The following is a 25,580-nucleotide window of genomic DNA, read 5'->3' on the forward strand; positions in this document are numbered from 1 at the left end:
CGTGAGTGTCGACGCTCTGTGCCCCAGATCCGGCATTCCACCGAGGGGTTGGCTTCCTGATGTCCAACGAGGAGAAGCTGCGCGAGTACCTCAAGCGCGCGATCGCAGATCTGCACGAGACTCGCCAGCAATTGGGCGAGACCGAGCAGAAGCAGCGCGAGCCCATCGCGATCGTCTCCATGGCCTGCCGCTTCCCCGGCGGCGTGCGCTCACCGGAAGAGCTGTGGGAGCTGGTCCGGGACGGCGTCGACGTGGTCTCCTCGTTCCCCGGCAACCGCGGCTGGGACCTCGAAGGGCTCTACCACCCCGACCCGGACCACCCGGGCACCTCCTACTCCCGTGAGGGCGGATTCCTCCACGACGTGGGCGAGTTCGACCCCGGGTTCTTCGGCATCTCGCCGCGCGAGGCGCTCGCCATGGACCCCCAGCAGCGGCTCCTCCTGGAGACCGCCTGGGAGGCCGTCGAACGCGCCGGCATCGACCCGGAATCCCTCGCGGGCAGCAGCACCGGAGTGTTCGTCGGCACCGGCCACGACGGCTACGACGACCGTGCCCGCCGCACGGACGAGGTCGGCGGGCACCTGCTGACCGGCAACCTCATCAGCGTCGCCTCCGGCCGGATCTCCTACACGCTCGGTCTCGAGGGCCCCGCCCTGACCGTGGACACGGCCTGCTCCTCCTCGCTGGTGGCACTGCACCTGGCGGCCCACTCGCTGCGCCGGGGCGAGTGCTCCCTCGCCCTCGTGGGCGGCGCGACCGTGATGGCCACCCCGAAGCTGTTCGTGGACTTCTCCCGCCAGCGGGGCCTCGCCGCCGACGGCCGCTGCAAGCCGTTCTCGGCGGCCGCCGACGGCACCGGCTGGAGCGAGGGCGTCGGCCTGGTGGTGGCCGAGCGGCTCTCCGACGCGCTGCGCAACGGCCACCCCGTCCTCGCCGTGCTGAAGGGCTCCGCCGTCAACCAGGACGGCGCCTCCAACGGCCTCACCGCGCCCAACGGCCCGTCCCAGCAGCGCGTCATCCGCCAGGCGCTGGCGAGCGCCGGCCTCACCGCCGCCGACGTCGACGCGGTGGAGGCCCACGGCACCGGCACCACGCTCGGCGACCCCATCGAGGCACAGGCCCTCCTCGCCACCTACGGGCAGCAGCGCCCCGACGACCGGCCCGTCCTCATCGGCGCCCTCAAGTCCAACATCGGCCACACCCAGTCCGCGGCGGGCATCGCCGGCGTCATGAAGATGGTCATGGCGATGCGGCACGGTGAACTGCCCGGCACCCTGCACCTGGACGAGCCCAGCCCCCACGTCGACTGGGACGAGGGCAACGCCAGGCTCCTGACGGCGGCCGAGCCCTGGCCCGAGACCGACCGGCCGCGCCGCGCGGCCGTCTCCTCCTTCGGTATCAGCGGCACCAACGCCCACGTCGTCCTGGAACAGGCGCCCCCGCGCGAGACCGAACCGGCACCCGCCCCGGCCGCCCGGCCCGGCGCGCTGCCCTGGGTCCTGTCCGCGCGCACCGGCGAGGCCCTGCGGGCCCAGGCGGCGCGGCTCGCCCGCCACGTCCGCGCCCTGCCGGACCTCGCACCGGCCGCCGTCGCCCACTCCCTCGTGGTGTCCCGGCCCCTCATGGAGCACCGCGCCGCCGTCGTCGCCGAGGACCGGGACGCGTTCCTCGCCGGCCTGGACGCCCTCGCCGAGGACCGCACCGCCGCCGGCCTGGTGACCGGCGTCGCCGCCAAGGCGCCCCTCGCCTTCCTCTTCTCCGGCCAGGGCTCACAGCGCCCCGGCACGGGCCGCGAACTGTACGAGGCCCACCCCGAGTTCGCCAAGGCGTTCGACGCGGTGTGCGCCGAGCTCGATCCGCACCTGGAACGGCCGGTCCGGGACATCGCCCTCGCCGAGGAGGGCAGTGCCGACGCGGCCCTCCTCGACCGGACCGCGTACACCCAGGCCGCGCTCTTCGCCCTGGAGACGGCCCTGTTCCGGCTCGTCGAGTCCTGGGGCATGGCACCGCAGTTCGTCGCCGGCCACTCCATCGGCGAGCTCACCGCCGCCCACGTGGCGGGCGTCCTCTCCCTCGAGGACGCCGCCCGGCTGGTCGCCGCGCGCGGCACCCTCATGCAGGCGCTGCCCGAGGGCGGCGCCATGGTCGCGATCCAGGCCACCGAGGAGGAGGCCCTCGCCTCCCTCGCCGGCCACGAGGACAGCGCCTCCCTCGCCGCGGTCAACGGGCCCGACTCCACGGTCGTCTCGGGCGACGAGGAGACCGTCGCCCTCATCGCCGCCCAGTGGGAGGAGCGGGGCCGCCGCACCAAGCGGCTGCGGGTGAGCCACGCCTTCCACTCCCCGCGCATGGACGGCATGCTGGAGGACTTCCGGGCCGTCGCCGAGAGCCTGACGTTCCACGCCCCCCGCATCCCCGTCGTGTCCACGGTGACCGGCGAGCAGGCCACCGCCGAGCAGCTGCGCTCGCCCGAGTACTGGGTCCGGCAGGTCCGCGAGGCCGTACGCTTCCACACCGCCGTACGCACCCTGGAGGCCATGGGCGTCACCAGCTTCGTGGAGGTCGGCCCCCGCGGCGTGCTCACCCCCATGGTCCAGGACTCCCTGGCCGCCCTCGAAGAGCCCGTCGCCGTCCCCCTCCTGCGCACCGGCCGCCCCGAGACGCAGGCCCTCGCCGAAGCCGTCGCCACCGCCTCCGCGCACGGCGCCCGCGTCGACTGGTCCGCCTGCCTCGGCACGCCCGGCGCCACCCCCGTCGAGCTGCCGACCTACCCCTTCCAGCGCCGGTGGTACTGGCTGGACCCGGCCGACACGACCGGCGAGGGCCCCGCCACCGAAGCGGGCGAAGCCGGATTCTGGGAAGCCGTCGAGGGCGGGGACCTGGAGGGCCTGTCGGCCGTCCTCGCCCTCGACGGGAACGAGGCGGACTCGCTCGGCAGCCTCCTCCCCACCCTCTCGGCCTGGCGCAGGCTGCGCAGGACCCAGGCGACGGCGGACGGCTGGAGCTACCGCGCGCACTGGACGCCCCTCACCACCTCCACCGGCGCCACGGCCACCGGGAACTGGCTCGTCGTCCTGCCCGCCGCGGCCACCGACGGCCCCTGGGCCGCCCGGCTCCTCGACATCCTCCGCGAACAGGGCCTGCGCACCGAGTCGTTCGTCCTGCCCGAGACCGACGGCTTCGAGCTGCCGGACGGGCCCTTCGACGGCGTCCTCTCCCTCCTCGCCCTCGACGAGGGCACCCACCCGGACCTCCCCTCCGTACCGCGCGGCGTGACCGCCACCACCGCCCTCCTGCGCGCCCTGGAGACCGCGGACACCCGGGCACCGCTGTGGTGCGTGACCCGAGGCGCCGTCGCCGTCGACCGGCGCGACCCGCTCACCGCCCCCGCTCAGGCCCAGGTGTGGGGCCTCGGCCGGGTGGTCGCCCTGGAGGCCCCGCAGAGCTGGGGCGGCCTCGTCGACCTCCCCGGGAACGTGGACACCCGGATCGTCTCCGGTCTCCTCGACGCTCTCGCCCGGGGCGAGGACCAGGTCGCGATCCGGCCCGCCGGCACCTTCGCCCGCCGCCTGGCACGCATCGCGCCCGGCGGCGACACCGGCGCCGGATGGAGCGCGCACGGCACGGTCCTCGTCACCGGCGGCACCGGCGCGCTGGGCGCGGAGCTCGCGCACTGGCTGGTGGACGCCGGAGCGGAACACCTCCTCCTGCTCGGCCGCCGGGGCCTGGAAGCCCCCGGCGCCCGCGAACTCGCGGCCGCACTCGCCGACCGGGGCGCCAAGGTCACCGTCACCGCCTGCGACGCCGCGGACCGGGACGCCCTGGCCGCCGTCCTCGCCGGCATCCCCGAGGACCTGCCGCTGACCGGCGTCGTCCACGCCGCGGGCGTCCTCGACGACGGCGTCCTCGACGCGCTCACCCCCGCACACTTCGAGACCGTCCTGCGCCCCAAGGCCACCGCCGCCCTCAACCTGCACGAGCTCACCCAGGACCTCGACCTGGAGATGTTCGTGCTGTACTCCTCGGTCGCCGGCGTCCTCGGCAACGCCGGACAGGCGAACTACGCCGCCGCGAACGCCTTCCTCGACGCCCTCGCCGAACAGCGGCACGGCGCGGGGCTGCCCGCCACCTCCGTCGCCTGGGGCCCCTGGGCCGAGCACGGCATGGCCACGGACGGCGACCTCGCCGACCGGCTGAGCCGCGACGGACTGCTCCCCATGGCCGCCGGCCCCGCCCTCGCCGCCCTGCGCCAGGCCATCGCCCAGGACCTGACGACCGTGACCGTCGCCGACATCGACTGGGCCGCCTACGCCGCCGCCCTCACGGCCGTCCGCCCCAACCCCCTCATCGGCGACCTGCCCGAGGTCCGCCGCACCCTCGATTCCGGCGGCCGCCCGCTCGAGCGGCGCTCCCCGCTGCGCGACCGCATCGGCACGCTGCCGCCCGCCGAACAGGAACGGGCCCTCCTCCGGACGGTCCGGGAGGAAGCCGCCAAGGTCCTCGGACACCCCACCCCGGACACCGTCGACACCCAGCGGGCCTTCCGCGAGATGGGCTTCGACTCGCTGATGGCGGTCGAGCTGCGCAACCGGGTCTCCGCGGCGGTGGGCCTCCGACTGCCCGCCACACTGCTCTACGACCACCCCAGCTGCACCGCGATCGCCGAGTACCTGCGCGAGGAGATCCTGGGCGCCACCGGGCCCGCCGCGCTCGTGGCGCCCTCGGCCGCCGCCCTCGACGAACCCGTCGTCATCGTCGGCATGGCCTGCCGCTTCCCCGGCGGCGTGAACACCCCGGACGACCTCTGGCACCTGCTGTCCGAGGGCGCGGACGCGATCTCCCCGCTCCCCGGCGACCGGGGCTGGGACCTCGACCGGCTCTACCACCCGGACCCCGACCACCAGGGCACGAGCTACGCGCGCCACGGCGGCTTCCTCGACGACGCGGCGGGCTTCGACGCGGACTTCTTCGGCATCTCGCCGCGCGAGGCGCTCGCCATGGACCCCCAGCAGCGGCTGCTCCTGGAGACCACCTGGGAGGCCCTCGAACACGCGGGCATCGACCCGGAGACCCTGCGGGGCAGCAGCACCGGCGTCTTCGCCGGCACCAACGCCCAGGACTACCGCACGGTTCTGGACGCGGCACGCGACGAGGTCGCCGGCCACGCCCTCACCGGTAACGCCATGAGCGTGATCTCCGGCCGGGTCTCCTATACCTTCGGCTTCGAGGGCCCGGCCGTCACGGTCGACACGGCCTGCTCGTCGGCGCTGGTCGCCCTGCACATGGCGGTCCAGTCCCTGCGGTCGGGCGAGTGCTCGCTCGCCCTCGCCGGCGGTGTGACGGTGATGTCGTCGCCGTCCGCCTTCGTGGAGTTCTCCCGGCAGCGCGGACTGGCACCCGACGGCCGCTGCAAGCCCTTCGCGGCCGCCGCCGACGGCACCGGCTGGAGCGAAGGCGCCGGCCTGCTGCTCGTGGAGCGGCTCTCCGACGCCCGCCGCAACGGTCACCGCGTCCTCGCGGTGGTGCGCGGCACGGCCGTCAACCAGGACGGCGCCTCGAACGGCCTCAGCGCCCCCAGCGGCCCGTCCCAGCAGCGCGTGATCCGCCAGGCCCTGGCCAACGCCGACCTCACCGCGGCCGACATCGACGCCGTCGAGGCCCACGGCACCGGCACCGCCCTCGGCGACCCCATCGAGGCCCAGGCCCTCCTCGCCACCTACGGACAGGACCGGCCCGAGGGGCGCCCCCTCCTGCTGGGTGCCGTGAAGTCCAACCTCGGACACACCCAGGCCGCCGCGGGCGCGGCGGGGGTGATGAAGATGGTGCTGGCGATGCGCCACGGGGTGCTGCCCCGCACCCTGCACCTCGACGAGCCCACCCCGCACGTCGACTGGACCGACGGCACGGTCGAGCTGCTCACCGAGCGCACGGAGTGGCCCGGCACGGGCCTCCCCAGGCGGGCGGCCGTCTCCGCGTTCGGGATCAGCGGCACCAACGCGCACGTGATCCTGGAACAGCCCGGGCCCGAAGAGCCCGGGACCACGGCCGACGCCCCCGAAGCACCGGCCACCGAGTCCGGGGACACGCTCCCGCTGCTGCTCTCCGGCAGGACCGAGGAGGCCCTGCGCGCCCAGGCCGAGCGCCTGCTGTCCCACCTCGGCGGTGAGTCCGCACCGCGGCTCACGGACGTCGCCTGGACCCTGGCCACGGGCCGCACCCGCTTCCCCCACCGCGCCGCCGTCCAGGCCGGCGACCACGACACCGCGGTACGCGCCCTGGCCGCCCTGGCCGCGGGCGACGCCGACGCCTCCCTCGTCACGGGCGCGGCCCGTACGGGCAAGGACGCCGTCCTCTTCTCCGGTCAGGGTTCGCAGCGGCTGGGAATGGGCCGGGAGCTGTACGCCCGGTTCCCCGTCTTCGCGGAGGCTTTCGACGCGGTGTGCGCGGGGCTGGACGAGCACCTGGACCGCCCGCTGCGGGACGTGGTGTGGGGTGAGGACGCGGAGCTGCTGAACCGGACCGCGTACGCGCAGACGGCGCTGTTCGCGGTCGAGGTGGCGTTGTTCCGGTTGGTCGAATCGTGGGGTGTGCGGCCGGAGTTCGTGGCCGGTCACTCTGTCGGCGAGATCGCCGCCGCGCACGTCGCGGGCGTCTTCTCCCTGGCCGACGCCTGCGCGCTCGTCGCGGCACGCGGCCGGCTCATGCAGGCCCTGCCCGCCGGCGGCGCCATGACGGCGATCGCGGCCACCGAGGACGAGATCCGCCCCCACCTGACCGACGACGTCACGATCGCGGCCGTCAACGGCCCGTCGTCCGTCGTGGTCTCCGGCACGGAGGCGGCCGTCGAGGCGATCCGTACCCACTTCGAGGGCGAGGGCAGGAAGACCAGCCGCCTGCGGGTCTCGCACGCCTTCCACTCGCCCCTGATGGACCCGATGCTGGACGAGTTCCGCACCGTCGCCGAGGGCCTCGCCTACGGCACTCCGGAGCTCACCGTCGTCTCGAACGTCACCGGCGCCCCGGCCACCGCCGAGCAGCTGTGCGCGGCCGAGTACTGGGTGACCCACGTCCGTGAAGCCGTACGGTTCGCCGACGGCGTCCGTTCCCTCCACGCCGAGGGTGTGACACGCTTCCTGGAGCTGGGGCCCGACGGCACGCTCTCGGCCATGGCCCGCGAGTCCCTGCCGGACGAGACCGCCCCCGTGCCCGCCCTGCGCAAGGACCGCCCGGAGGAGACGACGCTCCTCACCGCCCTCGCGCACCTGCACGTCCAGGGCGCCGTCGTCGACTGGGAGGCCTTCTTCACCGGTACCGGCGCGCGCACCGTCGACCTGCCGACGTACGCCTTCCAGCACCAGCGGTTCTGGCCCACGCCCGGACTCACCGGCCCCGGGGACATCGGCGCCGCCGGCCTGGAGGCCGCCGGGCACCCGCTGCTCAGCGCCGCCGTGGAACTGTCCGACAGCGACGGCCTGCTGTTCACCACCCGTCTGTCCCTCCAGTCCCACCCCTGGCTCGCCGACCACGTCATCATGGGCTCGGTACTGCTGCCCGGCACCGCGTTCGTCGAACTCGCCGTCCGCGCCGCCGACGAGGTGGGCTGCGACCGGATCGACGACCTCACCCTGGCCGCGCCGCTCGTCCTCCCCGAGCACGGCGGCGTCCAGCTGCAACTGCGCGTCGGCCCCGCCGACGAGTCCGGCAACCGCACCCTCAGCGCCCGTTCGCGGCCCGAGGGCGACGGCGACCGCCCGTGGACGCAGCACGCCACCGGCGTCCTCGCGACGGCGGAGCGGGCACCCGAACCCGGCCACGACTTCCGGGCCGGACCCTGGCCGCCCACCGATGCCGAGCCCATCGACGTGACCGGCCTCTACCAGGACTTCGCCGACGGAGGATTCGACTACGGACCCCACTTCCGGGGCCTGCGGGCGGCATGGCGCCGCGGCGACGAGGTGTTCGCCGAGGTCGCCCTGCCCGAGGTCGCCGAGGGCGACGCGCCCGCGTACGGGCTGCACCCGGCCCTGCTCGACGCGGCCCTGCACGTCTGCGCCTTCAACGGCGTGGACCGGGGCGTCGTGCCCTTCTCCTGGGAGGGCGTCTCGCTCCACGCCTCCGGCGCCTCGGCGGTACGGGTGCGCGTCGTCCGGCACGGCGCGGACGCCGTGTCCGTCGACGTCGCCGACACCGACGGCGGACCGGTCGCCTCGGTCGACACGCTGACCGTACGGGCCGTCTCCGCCGACCAACTGGGCGGCGGCGCGAGCCCCGTGGGGCGCGACGCGCTGTTCCACGTGACGTGGAACCCCCTGCGCCTGCCCCCGGCCGGCACCGCGGAGTCCGTGGCCACGCTCGGCACCCTCCCCGGCGCACCGTTCGACAGCCACGCCGACGCGGAGTCCCTGGCGGGGTCCGGCCGGGTGCCGGGCACCGTCCTGGTCCCGGTGACACCCGGCTCCGGCGACGTGGTGGAGTCGGCACACGCCACGGCGGCCCGGGCGCTGGACCTGATCCGGTCGTGGCTGGCGGACGACCGGCTCGCCGAATCGCGCCTGGTGTTCGTCACCCGCGGCGCGGTCTCCGGCGACGACCTCGCCGCCGCCACCGTATGGGGCCTGGTCCGCTCGGCGCAGTCCGAGAACCCCGGCCGCTTCGGCCTGGTGGACCTGGACGGCGACGCCGATGTGACGGTGCTGCCCCGGGCCCTGGCCTCGGACGAGCCCCAACTGCTCGTACGCGGCGGCGAGGTCATGACCGCCCGGCTGGCCCGGGCACAGACCCGGACGCGGAACGCCCCCGCCTGGGACGCCACCGGCACCGTCCTTATCACCGGCGGTACGGGTGGCCTCGGCCGGGTGATGGCCCGCCACCTCGTGGAGCGCGGAGTGGGCAGCCTGGTGCTGGTCAGCCGCCGCGGCCCGGCCGCCGAAGGCGCCGCACAGCTCGTCGCCGAGCTGGCGGAACAGGGTGCCGAGGCGACCGTCGAAGCGTGCGACGTGACCGACCGCGCCGCCGTGGCGGACCTGGTGACCCGGCACGGGATCACCGCCGTCGTACACACGGCCGGCATCCTCGACGACGGTGTGGTGGGCTCCCTCACCCCGGAGCGGCTGGCGGCCGTCATGCGGCCGAAGGTCGACGCCGCGTGGAACCTCCACGAGGCCACCAAGGACCTGGAACTCGACGCCTTCGTCGTCTTCTCCTCCGTCGCGGGCACCATAGGCAGCGCGGGACAGGGCAACTACGCGGCGGGCAACACCTTCCTCGACGCCCTGGCCCACCACCGCCGCGCGGCGGGCCTCCCGGCCGTGTCGCTGGCGTGGGGACCCTGGTCCCAGGACGGCGGCATGACCGGCACCCTGTCGGACGCCGACCTCCAGCGCATAGCCCGCCAGGGCATGCCCGAGCTCACCCCCGCCGAGGGCACGGCGCTCTTCGACGCCGCACTGGCCACCGACGCCCCGCTCGTCCTCCCCGTCCGCTTCGACCTGGCCGCGCTGCGCGAGCAGGACGATGTGCCCACGCTGCTGCGCGGGCTGATCCGGACCCGCGCCCGCCGCTCGGCCGTCGCCGGCTCGGCCGCCGCCTCCGGTCTGCTCGGCCGCCTTTCCGGACTGGGCGCCGCCGAACGCCGCGAGACGCTCCTGGACCTGGTACGCGCCCAGATCGCCGTGGTTCTCGGCCACGCGAACCCCCTGACGGTCGACCCGGCCCGGGCCTTCCAGGAACTCGGCTTCGACTCCCTGACGGCCGTCGAACTGCGCAACCGCGTCAACAAGGCCACGGGCCTGCGCCTTTCGGCCACCGCGGTCTTCGACTACCCGACGGCGGACGCGCTCGTCGGCTTCCTGCTGGACGAGCTGTTCGGCGGGCAGCCGGAAACGGAGACGCCGTCCCCGACGCGGGCACCGGCGACGGCCGCCGACGACCCGATCGTCATCGTCGGCATGAGCTGCCGCTACCCCGGCGGCGTGGCCTCGCCCGAGGACCTCTGGCGCCTGGTGTCGGACGGCGTGGACGCCGTCTCCGGCTTCCCGGCCGACCGCGGCTGGGACGTGGAGGCGCTCTACAACCCCGACCCGGACGCCCTCGGTACCTCCTACACCCGCTCCGGCGGATTCCTGCACGAGGCCGGGGACTTCGACCCCGAGTTCTTCGGCATGAGCCCCCGGGAAGCACTGGCCACGGACTCGCAGCAGCGGCTCTTGCTGGAATCCACCTGGGAGGCGATCGAGCGGGCGGGCATCGACCCGGCGACCCTGCGCGGCAGCCGGACCGGCGTCTTCGCCGGCGTGATGTACACCGACTACAGCGACATCCTCGTCGGCGACCAGTACGAGGGCTACCGCGGCAACGGCAGCGCGGCCAGCATCGCCTCCGGCCGGGTCTCGTACACCTTCGGCTTCGAGGGCCCGGCCGTCACGGTCGACACCGCGTGCTCCTCGTCGCTGGTCGCCCTGCACTGGGCGGCCCAGGCGCTGCGCTCCGGCGAATGCTCCCTGGCGCTGGCCGGCGGTGTGACGGTGATGTCGACGCCGATGACGTTCGTGGAGTTCTCGCGCCAGCGCGGACTGTCCGCGGACGGCCGCTGCAAGGCGTTCTCGGACGCGGCCGACGGTGTCGGCTGGGGCGAGGGCGTCGGCATGCTCGTCCTGGAGCGCCTGTCGGACGCGCGCCGCAACGGGCACCGGGTGCTGGCGGTCGTGCGCGGCTCCGCGGTCAACCAGGACGGCGCGTCCAACGGTCTGACCGCGCCCAACGGGCCGTCGCAGCAGCGGGTGATCCGTCAGGCGCTGGCGAGTGCCGGACTGTCCGCGGCGGACGTGGACGCGGTGGAGGCGCACGGCACGGGCACCACGCTGGGCGACCCCATCGAGGCCCAGGCGTTGCTGGCCACTTACGGCCAGGACCGTCCCGAGGACCGTCCGCTGCTGCTGGGCACGGTGAAGTCGAACATCGGCCACGCGCAGGCCGCCTCGGGCGTCGCCGGCGTGATCAAGATGGTCATGGCGATGCGCCACGGCGTCCTGCCGAAGACCTTGCACGTCGACGCGCCGTCGTCGCACGTGGACTGGTCGGCCGGGGCCGTGGAGCTCCTCACCGAACCGGCCGAGTGGCCGGCCTCCGAGCGCCGCCGCGCGGGCGTCTCCTCCTTCGGCGTCAGCGGTACGAACGCGCACGTCATCCTGGAACAGCCGGAGCCCGCCGAGGCGGAGGAGACGGCGTCCGCGCCCGACACCGCCGTCCTGCCCCTGGTGCTCTCGGGCAGGACCGAGGCGGCACTGCGCGGCCAGGCGGCACGCCTGCTGTCCTACGTGGCCGGTCACGACGAGCTGCCCGCGCGGGACCTCGGCCACTCCCTGGCCGTGGGCCGGTCGAGCTTCGCCCACCGCGCGGTGGTGTGGGGCGTGGAACGGTGCGACCTGGTGCGGGCCCTGTCGGCCGTCGCGGTCGGCGAGACCGGACCGGGCGCGGTCGCGGGCACGGTGACCGCCGGGAAGACGGCGTTCCTGTTCCCGGGCCAGGGTTCGCAGCGCCTGGGGACGGGCCGGGAGCTGTACGCCCGGTTCCCCGTCTTCGCCGAGGCTTTCGACGCGGTGTGCGCCGGGCTGGACGAGCACCTGGACCGCCCGCTGCGGGATGTGGTGTGGGGTGAGGACGCGGAGCTGCTGAACCAGACCGCTTACGCGCAGACGGCGCTGTTCGCGGTCGAGGTGGCGCTGTTTCGGCTGGTCGAATCGTGGGGTGTGCGGCCGGAGTTCGTGGCCGGGCACTCGGTCGGTGAGATCGCCGCCGCGCATGTCGCCGGGGTGTTCTCCCTGCCGGACGCGTGTGCGCTGGTGGCGGCACGCGGCCGCCTCATGCAGGCTCTGCCCGCCGGTGGCGCCATGGTCGCCGTCCAGGCGGAGGAAGCCGAGGTGCTGCCGCTGCTGACGGAGGGCGTGTCGATCGCTGCCGTCAACGGTCCGTCGTCGGTGGTCGTCTCGGGGGCCGAGGAGGCCGTGGAGGCGATCCGTTCCCACTTCGCCGACGATGGGCGCAGGACCAGCAGGCTGCGGGTCTCGCACGCCTTCCACTCGCCGCTGATGGAACCGATGCTGGACGGGTTCCGGGAGGTCGTGGCCCGGCTGTCGTTCGGCGAGCCGAAGGTCCCGGTGGTCTCCAACCTCACGGGCCGGCTCGCCGAGCCCGGACAACTGGCCTCCGCGGACTACTGGGTGCGCCACGTCCGGGAAGCGGTGCGCTTCGCGGACGGTATGGGCACCTTGCGGACCGAAGGCGTGACGCGGTTCCTGGAGCTCGGCCCGGACGGCGTCCTGTCGGCCATGGCCCGCGAGTCGGTGTCCGAGGACGCCGTGCTCACCCCTGTCCTGCGCAAGGACCGGCCCGAGGACACGACGGCCGTGGAAGCCCTGGCCGAGCTGTACGTCCAGGGCGCCCGGGTGGACTGGTCGGCGATGTTCGCCGGTACGGGTGCCCGGCAGGTCGACCTGCCGACGTACGCGTTCCAGCACGAGCGGTTCTGGCCCTCGGGCGGGGTGGCGCGCGCGGGTGACGTGCGGTTCGCGGGTCTGGGTTCGGCGGAGCATCCGCTGCTGGGCGCCGCCGTGGAGCTGGCGGGATCCGGCGGCCTGCTGTTCACGGGCCGCCTCTCGATGTCGTCGCATCCGTGGCTCGCGGATCATGTGGTGATGGGTTCGGTGCTGGTGCCGGGTACGGCGCTGGTGGAGCTCGCTCTGCGCGCTGCCGACGAGGTCGGCTGTGACGTATTGGAGGAGCTGACGCTCGCCGCGCCGCTGGTGCTGCCGGCTTCCGGTGGTGGTGTGCAGGTGCAGGTGTGGGTCGGTGAGCCCGATGATTCGGGTCGCCGTTCGGTGGCGGTGCACTCGCGTGAGGGCGACGAACCGTGGACCCTGCACGCCGGCGGCTCGGTGACCACCGGAGCCGGAACCCTGCCGTTCGACACGTCGGTATGGCCGCCCGCCGGTGCCGAGTCCGTCGACGTGACGGGCTGCTACGAGCGGTTCGCGGACGCCGGATTCCTGTACGGGCCGGCGTTCCAGGGCCTCCAGGCGGCCTGGAAGCTGGGTGACGACGTGTTCGCCGAGGTCCGGCTCCCCGAGGGGACGGACGCCGCCGCTTATGGTCTGCACCCCGCCCTCTTCGACGCCGCGCTCCACGCGTCGGCGTTCGGCGGGGGAGACGACGCGGGCGGCGTCCCGTTCTCGTGGGCCGGAGTGTCCCTGCACGCCGCCGGAGCCTCGGAGCTCCGCGTCCGCGTCCGCCGCGTCGAGAGCGGCATGTCGATCGCGATGGCGGACGCGGCCGGAGCGCCGGTCGCCTCGGTGGACTCGCTGACCCTGCGGCCGGTCTCCGCCGATCAGCTGCGGACCGGTGACCGGGACTCCCTCTTCACCCTCGACTGGGCACCCGTGCCGCTCACGGACGCGCGTATCGCGCTCGGGACCGGCTCCGACGGAGAACCCTTCCGGACGTACACGGACCTGGGGTCCCTGACCGAGGGCGAGGTTCCCGAGGTCGTCCTGGTCGCCCAGGACGCCGGTTCCGCCGACGCCGTGGAGGCCGTGCACGCGGCGACCGCCCGGGCGCTGGAGCTGGTGCGGTCGTGGCTGGCGGACGAGCGGTTCGCGGACTCGCGCCTGGTGTTCGTGAGCCATGGCGCGGTCTCCGGTGACGATCTCGCGGGTGCCGCCGTATGGGGCCTGGTGCGGTCGGCGCAGTCGGAGAGCCCGGGCCGGTTCGGTCTGGTGGACCTGGGTGACGACGCCGATGCGGCGCTGCTGCCGCAGGCGCTCGCCACGGACGAGCCTCAGCTTCTGCTCCGTGACGGACAGGTGCTGGCGGCCCGTCTCGCCCGGGCGGCGACGCGGGACACCGCGGACGTCGCCTGGGACACCTCCGGCACGGTCCTGATCACCGGCGGTACGGGCGGACTCGGCAGTGTGATGGCCCGTCACCTGGTGGCCGAGCGCGGCGCCCGGAGCCTGCTCCTGGTCAGCCGCCGCGGCCCGGCCGCCGACGGCGCCGAGCGGCTCGTCGCTGAGCTGGCGGAACACGGCGCCGACGTGAAGGTCGAGGCGTGCGACGTGACGGACCGGGCCGCTGTGGCGGACCTGGTGGGTCGGCACTCCGTCACCGCCGTCGTGCACACCGCCGGTGTCCTCGACGACGGTGTGGTGGGCTCGCTCACGGCGGAGCGGCTGGCGGCCGTCATGCGGCCGAAGGTCGACGCCGCGTGGAACCTCCACGAGGCGACCAAGGACCTGCAACTCGACGCCTTCGTCGTCTTCTCCTCCGTCGCGGGTACGTTCGGCGGCGCGGGCCAGGCCAACTACGCGGCCGGTAACACCTTCCTGGACGCGCTGGCCCGCTACCGCCGTGCCCATGGGCTCCCGGCCGTGTCGCTGGCGTGGGGCCCGTGGTCCCAGGACGGCGGCATGACCGGCACGCTCACGGACGCCGACATCCAGCGCATCGCCCGTTCCGGGATGCCGCCGCTGTCGGCCGAGGAAGGCGTGGCACTCTTCGACGCCGCTCTGGCGGCCGCGGAACCGATGCTCCTCCCCGTCCGCCTGGACCTCACGGCCCTCCGGGCCCAAGGTGAGCCCCAGCCGCTGCTGCGCGGCCTGATCCGTACCCGCACCCGGCGCACGACCGCGTCCGGCTCGGCCACGGCGTCCGGCCTCGTGCAGCGCCTGGCCGGACTGGCCGAGGGCGAACGGCGCGCGGTGCTCCTGGACCTGGTACGCGACCGGATCGCGGCGGTCCTGGGCCACGCCCGCCCGGAGACGGTCGACGCGTCGAGGGCCTTCCAAGAGCTCGGCTTCGACTCCCTGACGGCGATCGAACTCCGCAACAAGCTGGGCAAGGCCACCGGCCTGCGGCTCTCGGCGACGGCCGTGTTCGACTACCCGACGGCCGACGCCCTGGCGGACCACCTCCTCGCCGAGCTGTTCGGCGCGGACACCGAGGAACTCCTCCCCGTGCCCGCCCTGCCGCCCCTGACGGACGACCCGGTCGTCATCGTCGGCATGAGCTGCCGCTACCCCGGCGGCGTGGCCTCGCCCGAGGACCTCTGGCGGCTGGTGTCGGACGGCGTGGACGCCGTCTCCGGCTTCCCGACCGACCGAGGCTGGGACATCGAGGACACCTACGACCCGGAGCGCGAGGGCGCCATCGCCACCCGGTCCGGCGGATTCCTCTACGACGCGGGGGAGTTCGACCCCGAGTTCTTCGGGATGAGCCCCCGTGAGGCCCTGACCACCGACGCCCAGCAGCGGCTGCTGCTGGAGACCACCTGGGAGGCCCTCGAGCGCGCCGGGATGGACCCGGCCGCGCTGCGCGGCAGCCGCACCGGCGTCTTCGCCGGCGTCATGTACCACGACTACTCCCAGCTCCTCGCCGGACGCGAGTTCGAGGGGTACCAGGGCAGCGGCAGCGCGGGCAGCATCGCCTCGGGCCGGGTGTCGTACACCTTCGGCTTCGAGGGCCCGGCGGTCACGGTCGACACGGCGTGCTCGTCGTCGCTGGTGGCGCTGCACCTGGCCGCGCAGTCGCTGCGGTCCGGCGAGTGCTCGCTCGCGCTCGCGGGCGGTGTGACGGTGATGTCGACCCCGCTGACCTTCGTGGAGTTCTCCCGCCAGAACGGACTCTCCCCGGACGGGCGCTGCAAGGCGTTCGCCGACGGAGCCGACGGCGTGGGCTGGTCCGAAGGCGCCGGCATCCTGGTGCTGGAGCGGCTCTCGGACGCCCGCCGAAACGGGCACCGGATCCTGGCGACCGTTCGCGGCAGCGCCGTGAACCAGGACGGCGCCTCCAACGGCCTGACCGCCCCCAACGGGCCGTCCCAGCAGCGGGTGATCCGTCAGGCGCTGGCCAGCGGCGGCCTGTCCGCCGCGGACGTCGACGTCGTCGAGGCCCACGGCACCGGTACGACCCTGGGCGACCCCATCGAGGCCCAGGCACTGCTCGCCACCTACGGACAACACCGGCCGGAGGACCGTCCGCTGCTGCTCGGCACGGTGAAGTCGAACATCGGTCACGCGCAGGCCGCGGCGGGCGTCGCGGGTGTGATCAAGATGGTGATGGCGATGCGCCACGGCGAGCTGCCGCGCACCCTGCACGTGGACGTGCCGTCGAGCCACGTCGACTGGACCGCCGGGGCGGTGGAGCTGCTGACCGAGCCGGCCACCTGGCCCGAGGCGGACCGGCCGCGGCGCGCGGGCGTGTCCTCGTTCGGGATCAGCGGTACGAACGCGCACGTGATCCTGGAACAGCCCGAGCCGGAGCCGACCGGGCCCGGGGAGGAGCCGTCGGACACGGAGAGCCTCGTCCCGTTCGTGGTGTCCGGCAAGTCCGCGCCCGCGCTGCGGGCCCAGGCGGCCCGTATGCTGTCCCACCTCGACCGCGAGCCCGGACAGCGGCTCACGGACGTCGCGTACTCCCTCGCGACCGGCCGTTCGGGCTTCCACCACCGCGCGGTGGTGCTGGCCGCGGACCGGGACGCCCTGCTGCGTTCGCTGTCCGCCCTGGCCGAGGGCCGGAGCGAGGCGGACATCGCGGCGGAAGGCGAGATCCGCGCGGGCAAGCGCGCCTTCCTGTTCTCCGGTCAGGGTTCGCAGCGGCTGGGGATGGGCCGGGAGCTGTACGCCCGGTTCCCCGTCTTCGCGGAGGCCTTCGACGCGGTGTGTGCCGGGCTGGACGAGCACCTGGACCGCCCGCTGCGCGAGGTGGTGTGGGGTGAGGACGCGGAGCTGCTGAACCAGACGGCGTACGCCCAGACGGCGCTGTTCGCCGTCGAGATGGCGCTGTTCCGGCTCATGGAGGCGTGGGGCGTGCGCCCCGACCACCTCATGGGGCACTCGGTCGGTGAGATCGCCGCCGCGCACGTCGCGGGCGTCTTCTCCCTGCCGGACGCCTGCGCGCTGGTGGCGGCACGCGGCCGGCTCATGCAGGCCCTGCCCTCGGGCGGCGCGATGGCGGCGATCGGGGTGGCGGAGGACGAGGTGCTTCCGCTGCTGACGGAGGGCGTGTCGCTCGCGGCGGTCAACGGTCCGTCGTCGGTGGTCGTCTCGGGGGCCGAGGAGGCCGTGGAGGCGATCCGTTCCCACTTCGCCGACGAGGGGCGCAGGACCAGCAGGCTGCGGGTCTCGCACGCCTTCCACTCGCCGCTGATGGAACCGATGCTGGACGAGTTCCGGCAGGTCGCCGAGCGTGTGACATACGGCGTGCCGGGCATCCCGCTCATCTCGAACGTCACCGGCGAGCCGGCCACCGCGGAGCAACTGGGCTCGGCGGAGTACTGGGTCCGCCACGTCCGCGAGGCCGTACGGTTCGCCGACGGCGTGCGCGCGCTGGCGGCCCAGGGCGTGACCGAGTTCCTGGAGCTCGGCCCCGACGGCGCCCTCTCCGCGCTCGCCGCGGAATCCGCGCCGGACGAGGCCGTCTTCGCCCCGGCCCTGCGCAAGGACCGCGCCGAGGAACCGGCGCTGCTCACGGCCCTGGCACGACTGCACGTCCAGGGCGTGCCGGTCGACTGGGACGCCGTGTTCGCCGGTACCGGCGCCCGGCGGGTCGACCTGCCGACATACGCCTTCCAGCGCACACGATTCTGGCCCGCGACGGCCGGAGCCCGATCCGGCGACGTGCGGTCGGCGGGTCTGGGTTCGGCGGAGCATCCTCTGCTGGGTGCGGCGGTGGAGCTGGCGGGCTCGGGTGGTCTGTTGTTCACGGGCCGGTTGTCGATGTCGTCGCACGCGTGGCTTGCGGATCATGTGGTGATGGGTTCGGTGCTGGTGCCGGGTACGGCGCTGGTGGAGTTGGCCCTGCGTGCGGCCGACGAGGTCGGTTGCGATGTTCTGGAGGAGCTGACGCTTGCCGCGCCGCTGGTGCTGCCGGCTTCCGGTGGTGGTGTGCAGGTGCAGGTGTGGGTCGGTGAGCCCGATGATTCGGGTAGCCGGGCCGTGGCGGTGCATTCGCGTGAGGGCGAGGAGCCGTGGACGCTGCACGCCGGCGGCTCGGTGACCACCGGGGCCGAGGCACCGGTGTTCGATACGTCGGTGTGGCCTCCTGCGGGTGCTGAGCCGGTCGATGCGGCGGGCTGCTACGAGCGGTTCGCGGAGTCCGGGTTCCTGTACGGCCCTGCCTTCCAGGGTCTCCAGGCCGCCTGGAAGCTCGGCGACGACGTGTTCGCGGACGTCCGGCTCCCCGAGGGCACGGACGGTGCGGCCTATGGTCTGCACCCGGCCCTCTTCGACGCCGCGTTGCACGCGTCGATGGTCGCCGGGGGAGAGGTCGAAGGCGCCGTCCCGTTCTCGTGGACCGGTGTGTCGCTGCACGCCTCCGGTGCCTCGCACATCCGCGTCCGTATCCGTGAGGTCGACGGCGGAGCGTCGCTCGTGATCGTGGACCCGGCGGGCGCGCCCGTCGCCTCGGTCGAGTCGCTCGTCGTGCGTCCGATCTCCGCGGACCAGCTGCGGACCGGCGACCGGGACTCCCTCTTCACGCTCGACTGGGCCGGAGTCCAGCTCGCCGGTGAGCCCCTCGGATCGCTCGCCGTGCTCGGCGAGGACACCGAGGGCCTCTTGAAGGGTCTCCCGCTCCAGGCCCACGCGGACCTGGACGCCCTCGCCGGGACCGGCGCACCCGACGCCGTGCTCGTCGCGACGTCCGCCGGATCCGGCGACACAGTGGAGGCCGTGCACGCGGCGACCGCCCGGGCGCTGGAGCTGGTGCGGTCGTGGCCGGCGGACGAGCGGTTCGCGGAGTCGCGCCTGGTGTTCGTGACCCGGGGCGCGACGTCCGGCGAGGACCTCGCCGGTGCCGCGGTCCAGGGCCTGGTCCGTTCCGCGCAGTCGGAGAGCCCGGGCCGCTTCGGCCTGGTGGACCTGGACGGTGACGCCGACGCGTCGGTGCTGCCGCTGGCGCTCACCTCCGACGAGCCTCAGCTCCTGGTCCGTGACGGACAGGTGCTGGCGGCCCGTCTCGCCCGAGTGGAGACACGGGGCAACGCCGATGTCACGTGGGACGCCTCCGGCACGGTCCTGATCACCGGCGGTACGGGCGGTCTGGGGCAGGTGATGGCCCGTCATCTGGTGGCGGAGCACGGGGTACGGAACCTGGTCCTGGTCAGCCGCAGGGGCCTTGCCGCCGAGGGCGCGGGAGAGCTCGTCGCCGAACTCGCGCTGGGTGGCGCGACCGCCACTGTCGAGGCGTGCGATGTGACGGACCGGGCCGCTGTGGCGGATCTGGTGGGTCGGCACTCCGTCACCGCGGTCGTGCACACCGCCGGTGTTCTCGACGACGGTGTGGTGGGCTCCCTCACCCCGGAGCGGCTGGCGGCCGTCATGCGGCCGAAGGTCGACGCGGCGTGGAACCTCCACGAGGCGACCAAGGATCTGGATCTGGACGCGTTCGTGGTCTTCTCCTCCGTGGCCGGTACGTTCGGCAGCGCGGGCCAGGCCAACTACGCGGCCGGCAACGCCTTCCTGGACGCCCTGGCCCACCACCGCCGGGCCGCGGGCCTTCCCGCCGTGTCGCTGGCGTGGGGCCCCTGGGCCCAGGACGGCGGCATGACCGGCACCCTGTCGGACGCCGACATCCAGCGCATGGCCCGTTCCGGGATGCCGCCGCTGTCGGCAGAGGAAGGCGCGGCACTCTTCGACGCCGCCCTCGCCGCCACCGAGCCCATGGTGCTCCCGGTGCGTCTGGACCTCGCGGCCCTGCGCGCCCAGGGCGAGCCCCTGCCGCTGCTGCGCGGTCTGATCCGTACCCGTACCCGGCGCACGTCGGCGTCCGGTTCGGCTGTCGCGTCCGGCCTCGTGCAGCGCTTGACCGGACTGTCCACGGCGGACAGGCGTGAGGTGCTGCTGGACGTCGTGCGCGGGAAAATCGCGACGGTCCTCGGACACGCCGGATCCGCTGAGATCGACCCGACCCGGGCGTTCCAGGACCTCGGCTTCGATTCCCTGACGGCCGTCGAACTGCGCAACCGGATCAACGACGTGACCGGCCTGCGTCTCCCGGCCACGGCCGTGTTCGACTACCCGACGGCGGACGCCCTGGTGGGCCTGCTGCTGGACGAGCTGTTCGGCGCGGATCCCGTGGTGTCGTCGCCGGTCCGGGTACCGGCCGTCGTCACGGACGATCCCGTGGTGATCGTAGGGATGAGCTGCCGATTCCCCGGCGGAGTCACCTCCCCGGAGGACTTGTGGCGGCTGGTGTCGGACGGTGTGGACGCCGTCTCCGGCTTCCCGGCCGACCGCGGCTGGGACGTGGAGGCGCTCTACAACCCCGACCCCGAGCACACGGGGACGAGCTACACCCGCTCGGGCGGATTCCTCAAGGAGGCGGCGGAGTTCGACCCCTCGTTCTTCGGGATGAGCCCACGGGAGGCGCTGGCGACGGACTCGCAGCAGCGACTGCTCCTGGAGACGACCTGGGAGGCGCTCGAACGCGCCGGCATCGACCCGGCCGCACTCCGTGGGAGCCAGACGGGTGTCTTCGCGGGCGTGATGTACAACGACTACGCCAACCTCGTATCCGGACCTGAGTTCGAGGGTCACCAGGGCAGTGGCAGCGCGGGCAGTGTGGCCTCGGGCCGGGTGTCGTACACCTTCGGCTTCGAGGGCCCGGCGGTCACGGTCGACACGGCGTGCTCGTCGTCGCTGGTGGCGCTGCACCTGGCCGCGCAGTCGCTGAGGTCGGGTGAGAGCTCACTGGCCCTGGCGGGCGGTGTGACGGTGATGTCGACGCCGACGACGTTCGTGGAGTTCTCCCGCCAGCGCGGTCTCTCCCCGGACGGTCGGTGCAAGGCGTTCGCCGACGGCGCCGACGGTGTCGGCTGGGGCGAGGGCGTCGGCATGCTCGTCCTGGAACGTCTGTCGGACGCGCGCCGGAACGGACACCGGATCCTGGCGACCGTGCGCGGCAGCGCCGTGAACCAGGACGGCGCGTCCAACGGTCTGACCGCCCCTAACGGGCCGTCGCAGCAGCGGGTGATCCGTCAGGCGCTGGCGAGTGCCGGGCTGTCCGCGGCGGACGTGGACGCGGTGGAGGCGCACGGCACGGGCACCACGCTGGGTGACCCGATCGAGGCCCAGGCGCTGTTGGCCACTTACGGCCAGGACCGGCCCGATGACCGTCCGCTGTTGCTGGGCTCGGTGAAGTCGAACATCGGTCACGCGCAGGCCGCGGCGGGTGTCGCGGGTGTGATCAAGATGGTGATGGCGATGCGCCACGGCGAGCTGCCGCGCACCCTGCACGTGGACGCGCCGTCGTCGCACGTCGACTGGACCGCCGGGGCCGTGGAGCTCCTCACCGAGCCGACGGCCTGGCCGGAGGGCGCCGGACCGCGACGCGCCGGTGTCTCCTCCTTCGGGATCAGCGGTACGAACGCGCACGTGATCCTGGAACAGCCGGCTCCGGCCGAGGAGGGCGAACCGACGGCGGACACGGACGGGATGGTGCCGTTCGTGGTGTCCGGCAAGTCCGCCGCCGCGCTGCGGGCCCAGGCGGCACGACTGTTGTCCCACCTCGACGCCGACCCCGGGTCGCGGGCCGCGGATCTGGCCTACTCGTTGGTGACCGGCCGGTCGAGCTTCGCCCACCGCGCGGTGGTGTGGGGCGTGGAGCGTTCTGACATGTTGCGCGCTCTGTCGGCCGTCGCGGTCGGCGAGAGCGGACCGGGCGCGGTCGCGGGGGCGGTGAGTGCCGGGAAATCGGCGTTCCTGTTCTCGGGTCAGGGTTCGCAGCGGCTGGGAATGGGCCGCGAGTTGTACGCCCGGTTCCCCGTCTTCGCGGAGGCTTTCGACGCGGTGTGCGCGGGGCTGGACGAGCACCTGGACCGCCCGCTGCGGGATGTGGTGTGGGGTGAGGACGCGGAGCTGCTGAACCAGACGGCGTACGCGCAGACGGCGTTGTTCGCGGTCGAGGTGGCGTTGTTCCGGTTGGTCGAATCGTGGGGTGTGCGGCCGGAGTTCGTGGCCGGTCACTCGGTCGGTGAGATCGCCGCCGCGCATGTCGCGGGCGTCTTCTCCCTGGCCGACGCGTGTGCGCTCGTCGCGGCACGCGGCCGGCTGATGCAGGCCCTGCCGGTCGGCGGCGCGATGGTCGCCGTCCAGGCGGAGGAAGCCGAGGTGCTTCCGCTGCTGACGGAGGGCGTGTCGCTCGCGGCGGTCAACGGTCCGTCGTCGGTCGTGGTCTCCGGTGCCGAAGAGGCCGTACTCGCCGTCGCGGCGCACTTCGAGGACGAAGGCAGGAAGACCAGCCGCCTGCGGGTCTCGCACGCCTTCCACTCGCCGCTGATGGAGCCGATGCTGGACGGGTTCCGGGAGGTCGTGGCCGGGCTGTCGTTCGGCGAGCCGAGGATCCCCGTGGTCTCCAACCTGACCGGTCGGCTCGCCGAGTCCGGACAGCTGGCGTCCGCCGACTACTGGGTGCGCCACGTCCGGGAAGCGGTGCGCTTCGCGGACGGGGTTCGGGCCCTGAGCGCGGAAGGCGCGACGCGGTTCCTGGAGCTCGGCCCGGACGGCGTCCTGTCGGCCATGGCCCGGGAATCCCTGCCTGAAGCGACTGCTCCCGTTCCCCTCCTGCGCAAGAACCGGGACGAGGAGGCAGCGGTATTCGGTGCCTTGGCCGAGCTGTATGTCCAGGGCGCCCGGGTGGACTGGTCGGCGATGTTCGCCGGTACGGGTGCCCGGCAGGTCGACCTGCCGACGTACGCGTTCCAGCACGAGCGGTTCTGGCCCTCGGGCGGGGTGGCGCGCGCGGGTGACGTGCGGTTCGCGGGTCTGGGCTCGGCGGAGCACCCGCTGCTGGGCGCCGCCGTGGAGCTGGCGGGATCCGGCGGCCTGCTGTTCACCGGCCGCCTCTCGATGTCGTCGCATCCGTGGCTCGCGGATCATGTGGTGATGGGTTCGGTGCTGGTGCCGGGTACGGCACTGGTGGAGCTCGCCCTGCGTGCGGCCGACGAGGTCGGTTGCGATGTTCTGGAGGAGCTGACGCTCGCCGCGCCGCTGGTGCTGCCGGCTTCCGGCGGCGGTGTGCAGGTGCAGGTGTGGGTCGGTGAGCCCGATGATTCGGGTCGCCGGGCCGTGGCGGTGCACTCGCGTGAGGGCGAGGAACCGTGGACGCTGCACGCGAGCGGTGCCCTGACCGGAGGTGCCGAGCCGGTGGCGTTCGACACCACGGTATGGCCCCCGACGGGCGCCGAGTCCGTCGATGTGGCGGGCTGCTACGAGCGGTTCGCGGACGCCGGATTCGCGTACGGCCCGGTGTTCCAGGGCCTCCGAGCGGCCTGGAAGCTCGGCGACGACGTGTTCGCCGAGGTCCGGCTCCCCGAAGGGACGGACGGTGCCGCCTACGGTCTGCACCCCGCTCTCTTCGACGCCGCGTTGCACGCCTCGATGGCGGCCGGGGGAGACGGCGCGGGCTCCGTCCCGTTCTCGTGGACCGGCGTGTCGCTCCATGCCTCCGGTGCCTCGCAGGTCCGGGTGCGCCTGAGCCTCGCCGAGGGCGGTGTGTCCATCGCGATGGCCGATCCGGCGGGCGCGCCCGTCGCCTCCGTGGATTCGCTCGTCGTGCGTCCGATCTCCGCCGATCAGTTGCGGGCCGGTGACCGGGACTCCCTCTTCACGCTCGACTGGGCCTGTGTCGAGCCCACCGGTGAGCCCCTCGGGTCGCTCGCCCTGCTCGGCAAGGACCCGGAGGGCCTCCTGAACGGACTCTCCCTGCCGGTCCACCCGGATCTGGACGCCTTGACCGGGGCGGACGTCCCCGAGGTCGTCCTGGTCGCGCAGAGCCTCGATGCCGGCGACACCGTGGAGGCCGTGCACACGGCGACCGCCCGGGCGCTGGAGCTGGTGCGGTCGTGGCTGGCGGACGAGCGGTTCGCGGAGTCGCGCCTGGTGTTCGTGACCCGGGGCGCGACCTCGGGCGAGAACCTCGCCGGCGCCGCGGTCCAAGGGCTGATCCGCTCCGCGCAGTCGGAGAACCCCGGCCGCTTCGGTCTGGTGGACCTGGACAGCGACGGCGAGGCCGAGGTGACGGCGCTTGCCCAGGCCCTCGCTTCCGACGAGCCGCGACTGCTGCTCCGTGACGGCCAGGCCCTCGCGGCCCGTCTCGCCCGAGTGGAGACACGGGGCGACGCCGATGTCACGTGGGACGCCTCCGGCACGGTCCTGATCACCGGTGGTACGGGTGGTCTGGGCCGGACCCTCGCTCGCCACCTGGTGGCGGTGCACGGGGTACGGAGCCTGCTCCTGGTCAGCCGCCGCGGCCCGGCCGCCGACGGCGCCGAGCAGCTCGTCGCCGAGCTGGCGGAACAGGGCGCGAACGCTGTCGTCGAGGCGTGCGATGTGACCGACGGGGCCGCTGTGGCGGATCTGGTGGTGCGGCACTCCGTCACCGCGGTCGTGCACACCGCCGGTGTTCTCGACGACGGTGTGGTGGGCTCGCTGACGGCGGATCGCCTGTCGGCCGTTCTGCGGCCGAAGGTCGACGCGGCGTGGAACCTCCACGAGGCGACCAAGGATCTGGATCTGGACGCGTTCGTGGTCTTCTCCTCCGTGGCCGGTACGTTCGGCAGCGCGGGCCAGGCCAACTACGCGGCCGGCAACGCCTTCCTGGACGCCCTGGCCCACCGCCGCCGGGCCGCGGGCCTTCCCGCCGTGTCCCTGGCGTGGGGCCCCTGGGCCCAGGACGGCGGCATGACCGGCACGCTCACGAACGCCGACCTCCAGCGGATCGCCCGTTCGGGCATGCCCGAACTGTCGGCGGAGGAGGGCGTCACCCTCTTCGACACCGCCATGGCCACCGCCGAGCCGATGCTGCTCCCCGTCCGCCTGGACCTCGCGGCCCTGCGCGCTCAGGGAGAGCCCCTGCCGCTGCTGCGCGGTCTGATCCGTACCCGTACCCGGCGCACGACCGCGTCCGGTACGGCCGCGGCGTCCGGCCTCGTACAGCGGCTGACCGGACTGTCCCCGGCCGAGGCGCGCGAGGCCGTGCTGGAGACCGTACGCGGCCAGATCGCGGCCGTACTGGGCCATGACGGAGCCGCGGAGATCGGCCCGGACCAGGCCTTCCAGGACCTCGGGTTCGACTCCCTGACGGCGATCGAGCTCCGCAACCGGCTGAGCACCCTCGCCGAGGTCCGGCTTCCGGCGACGCTCCTCTTCGACTACCCGACGCCGGCGGAGCTCGTCGACCATCTCCTCACCCGGATCGCACCCGAGTCGGCCTCCGGCCCGGAAGCGCTCCTGAGCGAGCTCGACAGGCTGGAGAAGGCGTTCGGTGGACTCGACGTCACGGAGGAGGCCCACGAGCAGATAGCGGGCCGCCTGGAGGTGCTCATGGCGAAGTGGGGCGCCCTGCGGGACGCCGGCGCGGGAGCCGATCGTGAAGCCGCCTCGGACGACGAGGACTTCGACTTCGACTCCGCCTCCGACGACGAGGTCTTCGACCTCCTCGACAACGAGCTCGGACTGTCCTGACCGATCCGACAGGCACGACGAAGCGGCCCGCACCGGATGTTCCCGGTGCGGGCCGCTTCGTCGTGCGGG

At 73.9% G+C, this 25,580-nt stretch carries 1 protein-coding gene; it reads left to right on the top strand.

What is annotated here, in order from left to right; all coding sequences use genetic code 11:
* The first annotated feature begins 59 nt into the window (after window positions 1–59).
* Complete coding sequence (locus LUZ64_RS26195; protein WP_095581682.1) at window positions 60–25,511, top strand: type I polyketide synthase; 25,452 nt, start codon at window positions 60–62, stop codon at window positions 25,509–25,511.
* Window positions 25,512–25,580: the final 69 nt, after the last annotated feature.

Origin of the sequence: Streptomyces albireticuli (assembly GCF_021228125.1) — a bacterium.
Classification (GTDB): domain Bacteria; phylum Actinomycetota; class Actinomycetes; order Streptomycetales; family Streptomycetaceae; genus Streptomyces; species Streptomyces albireticuli.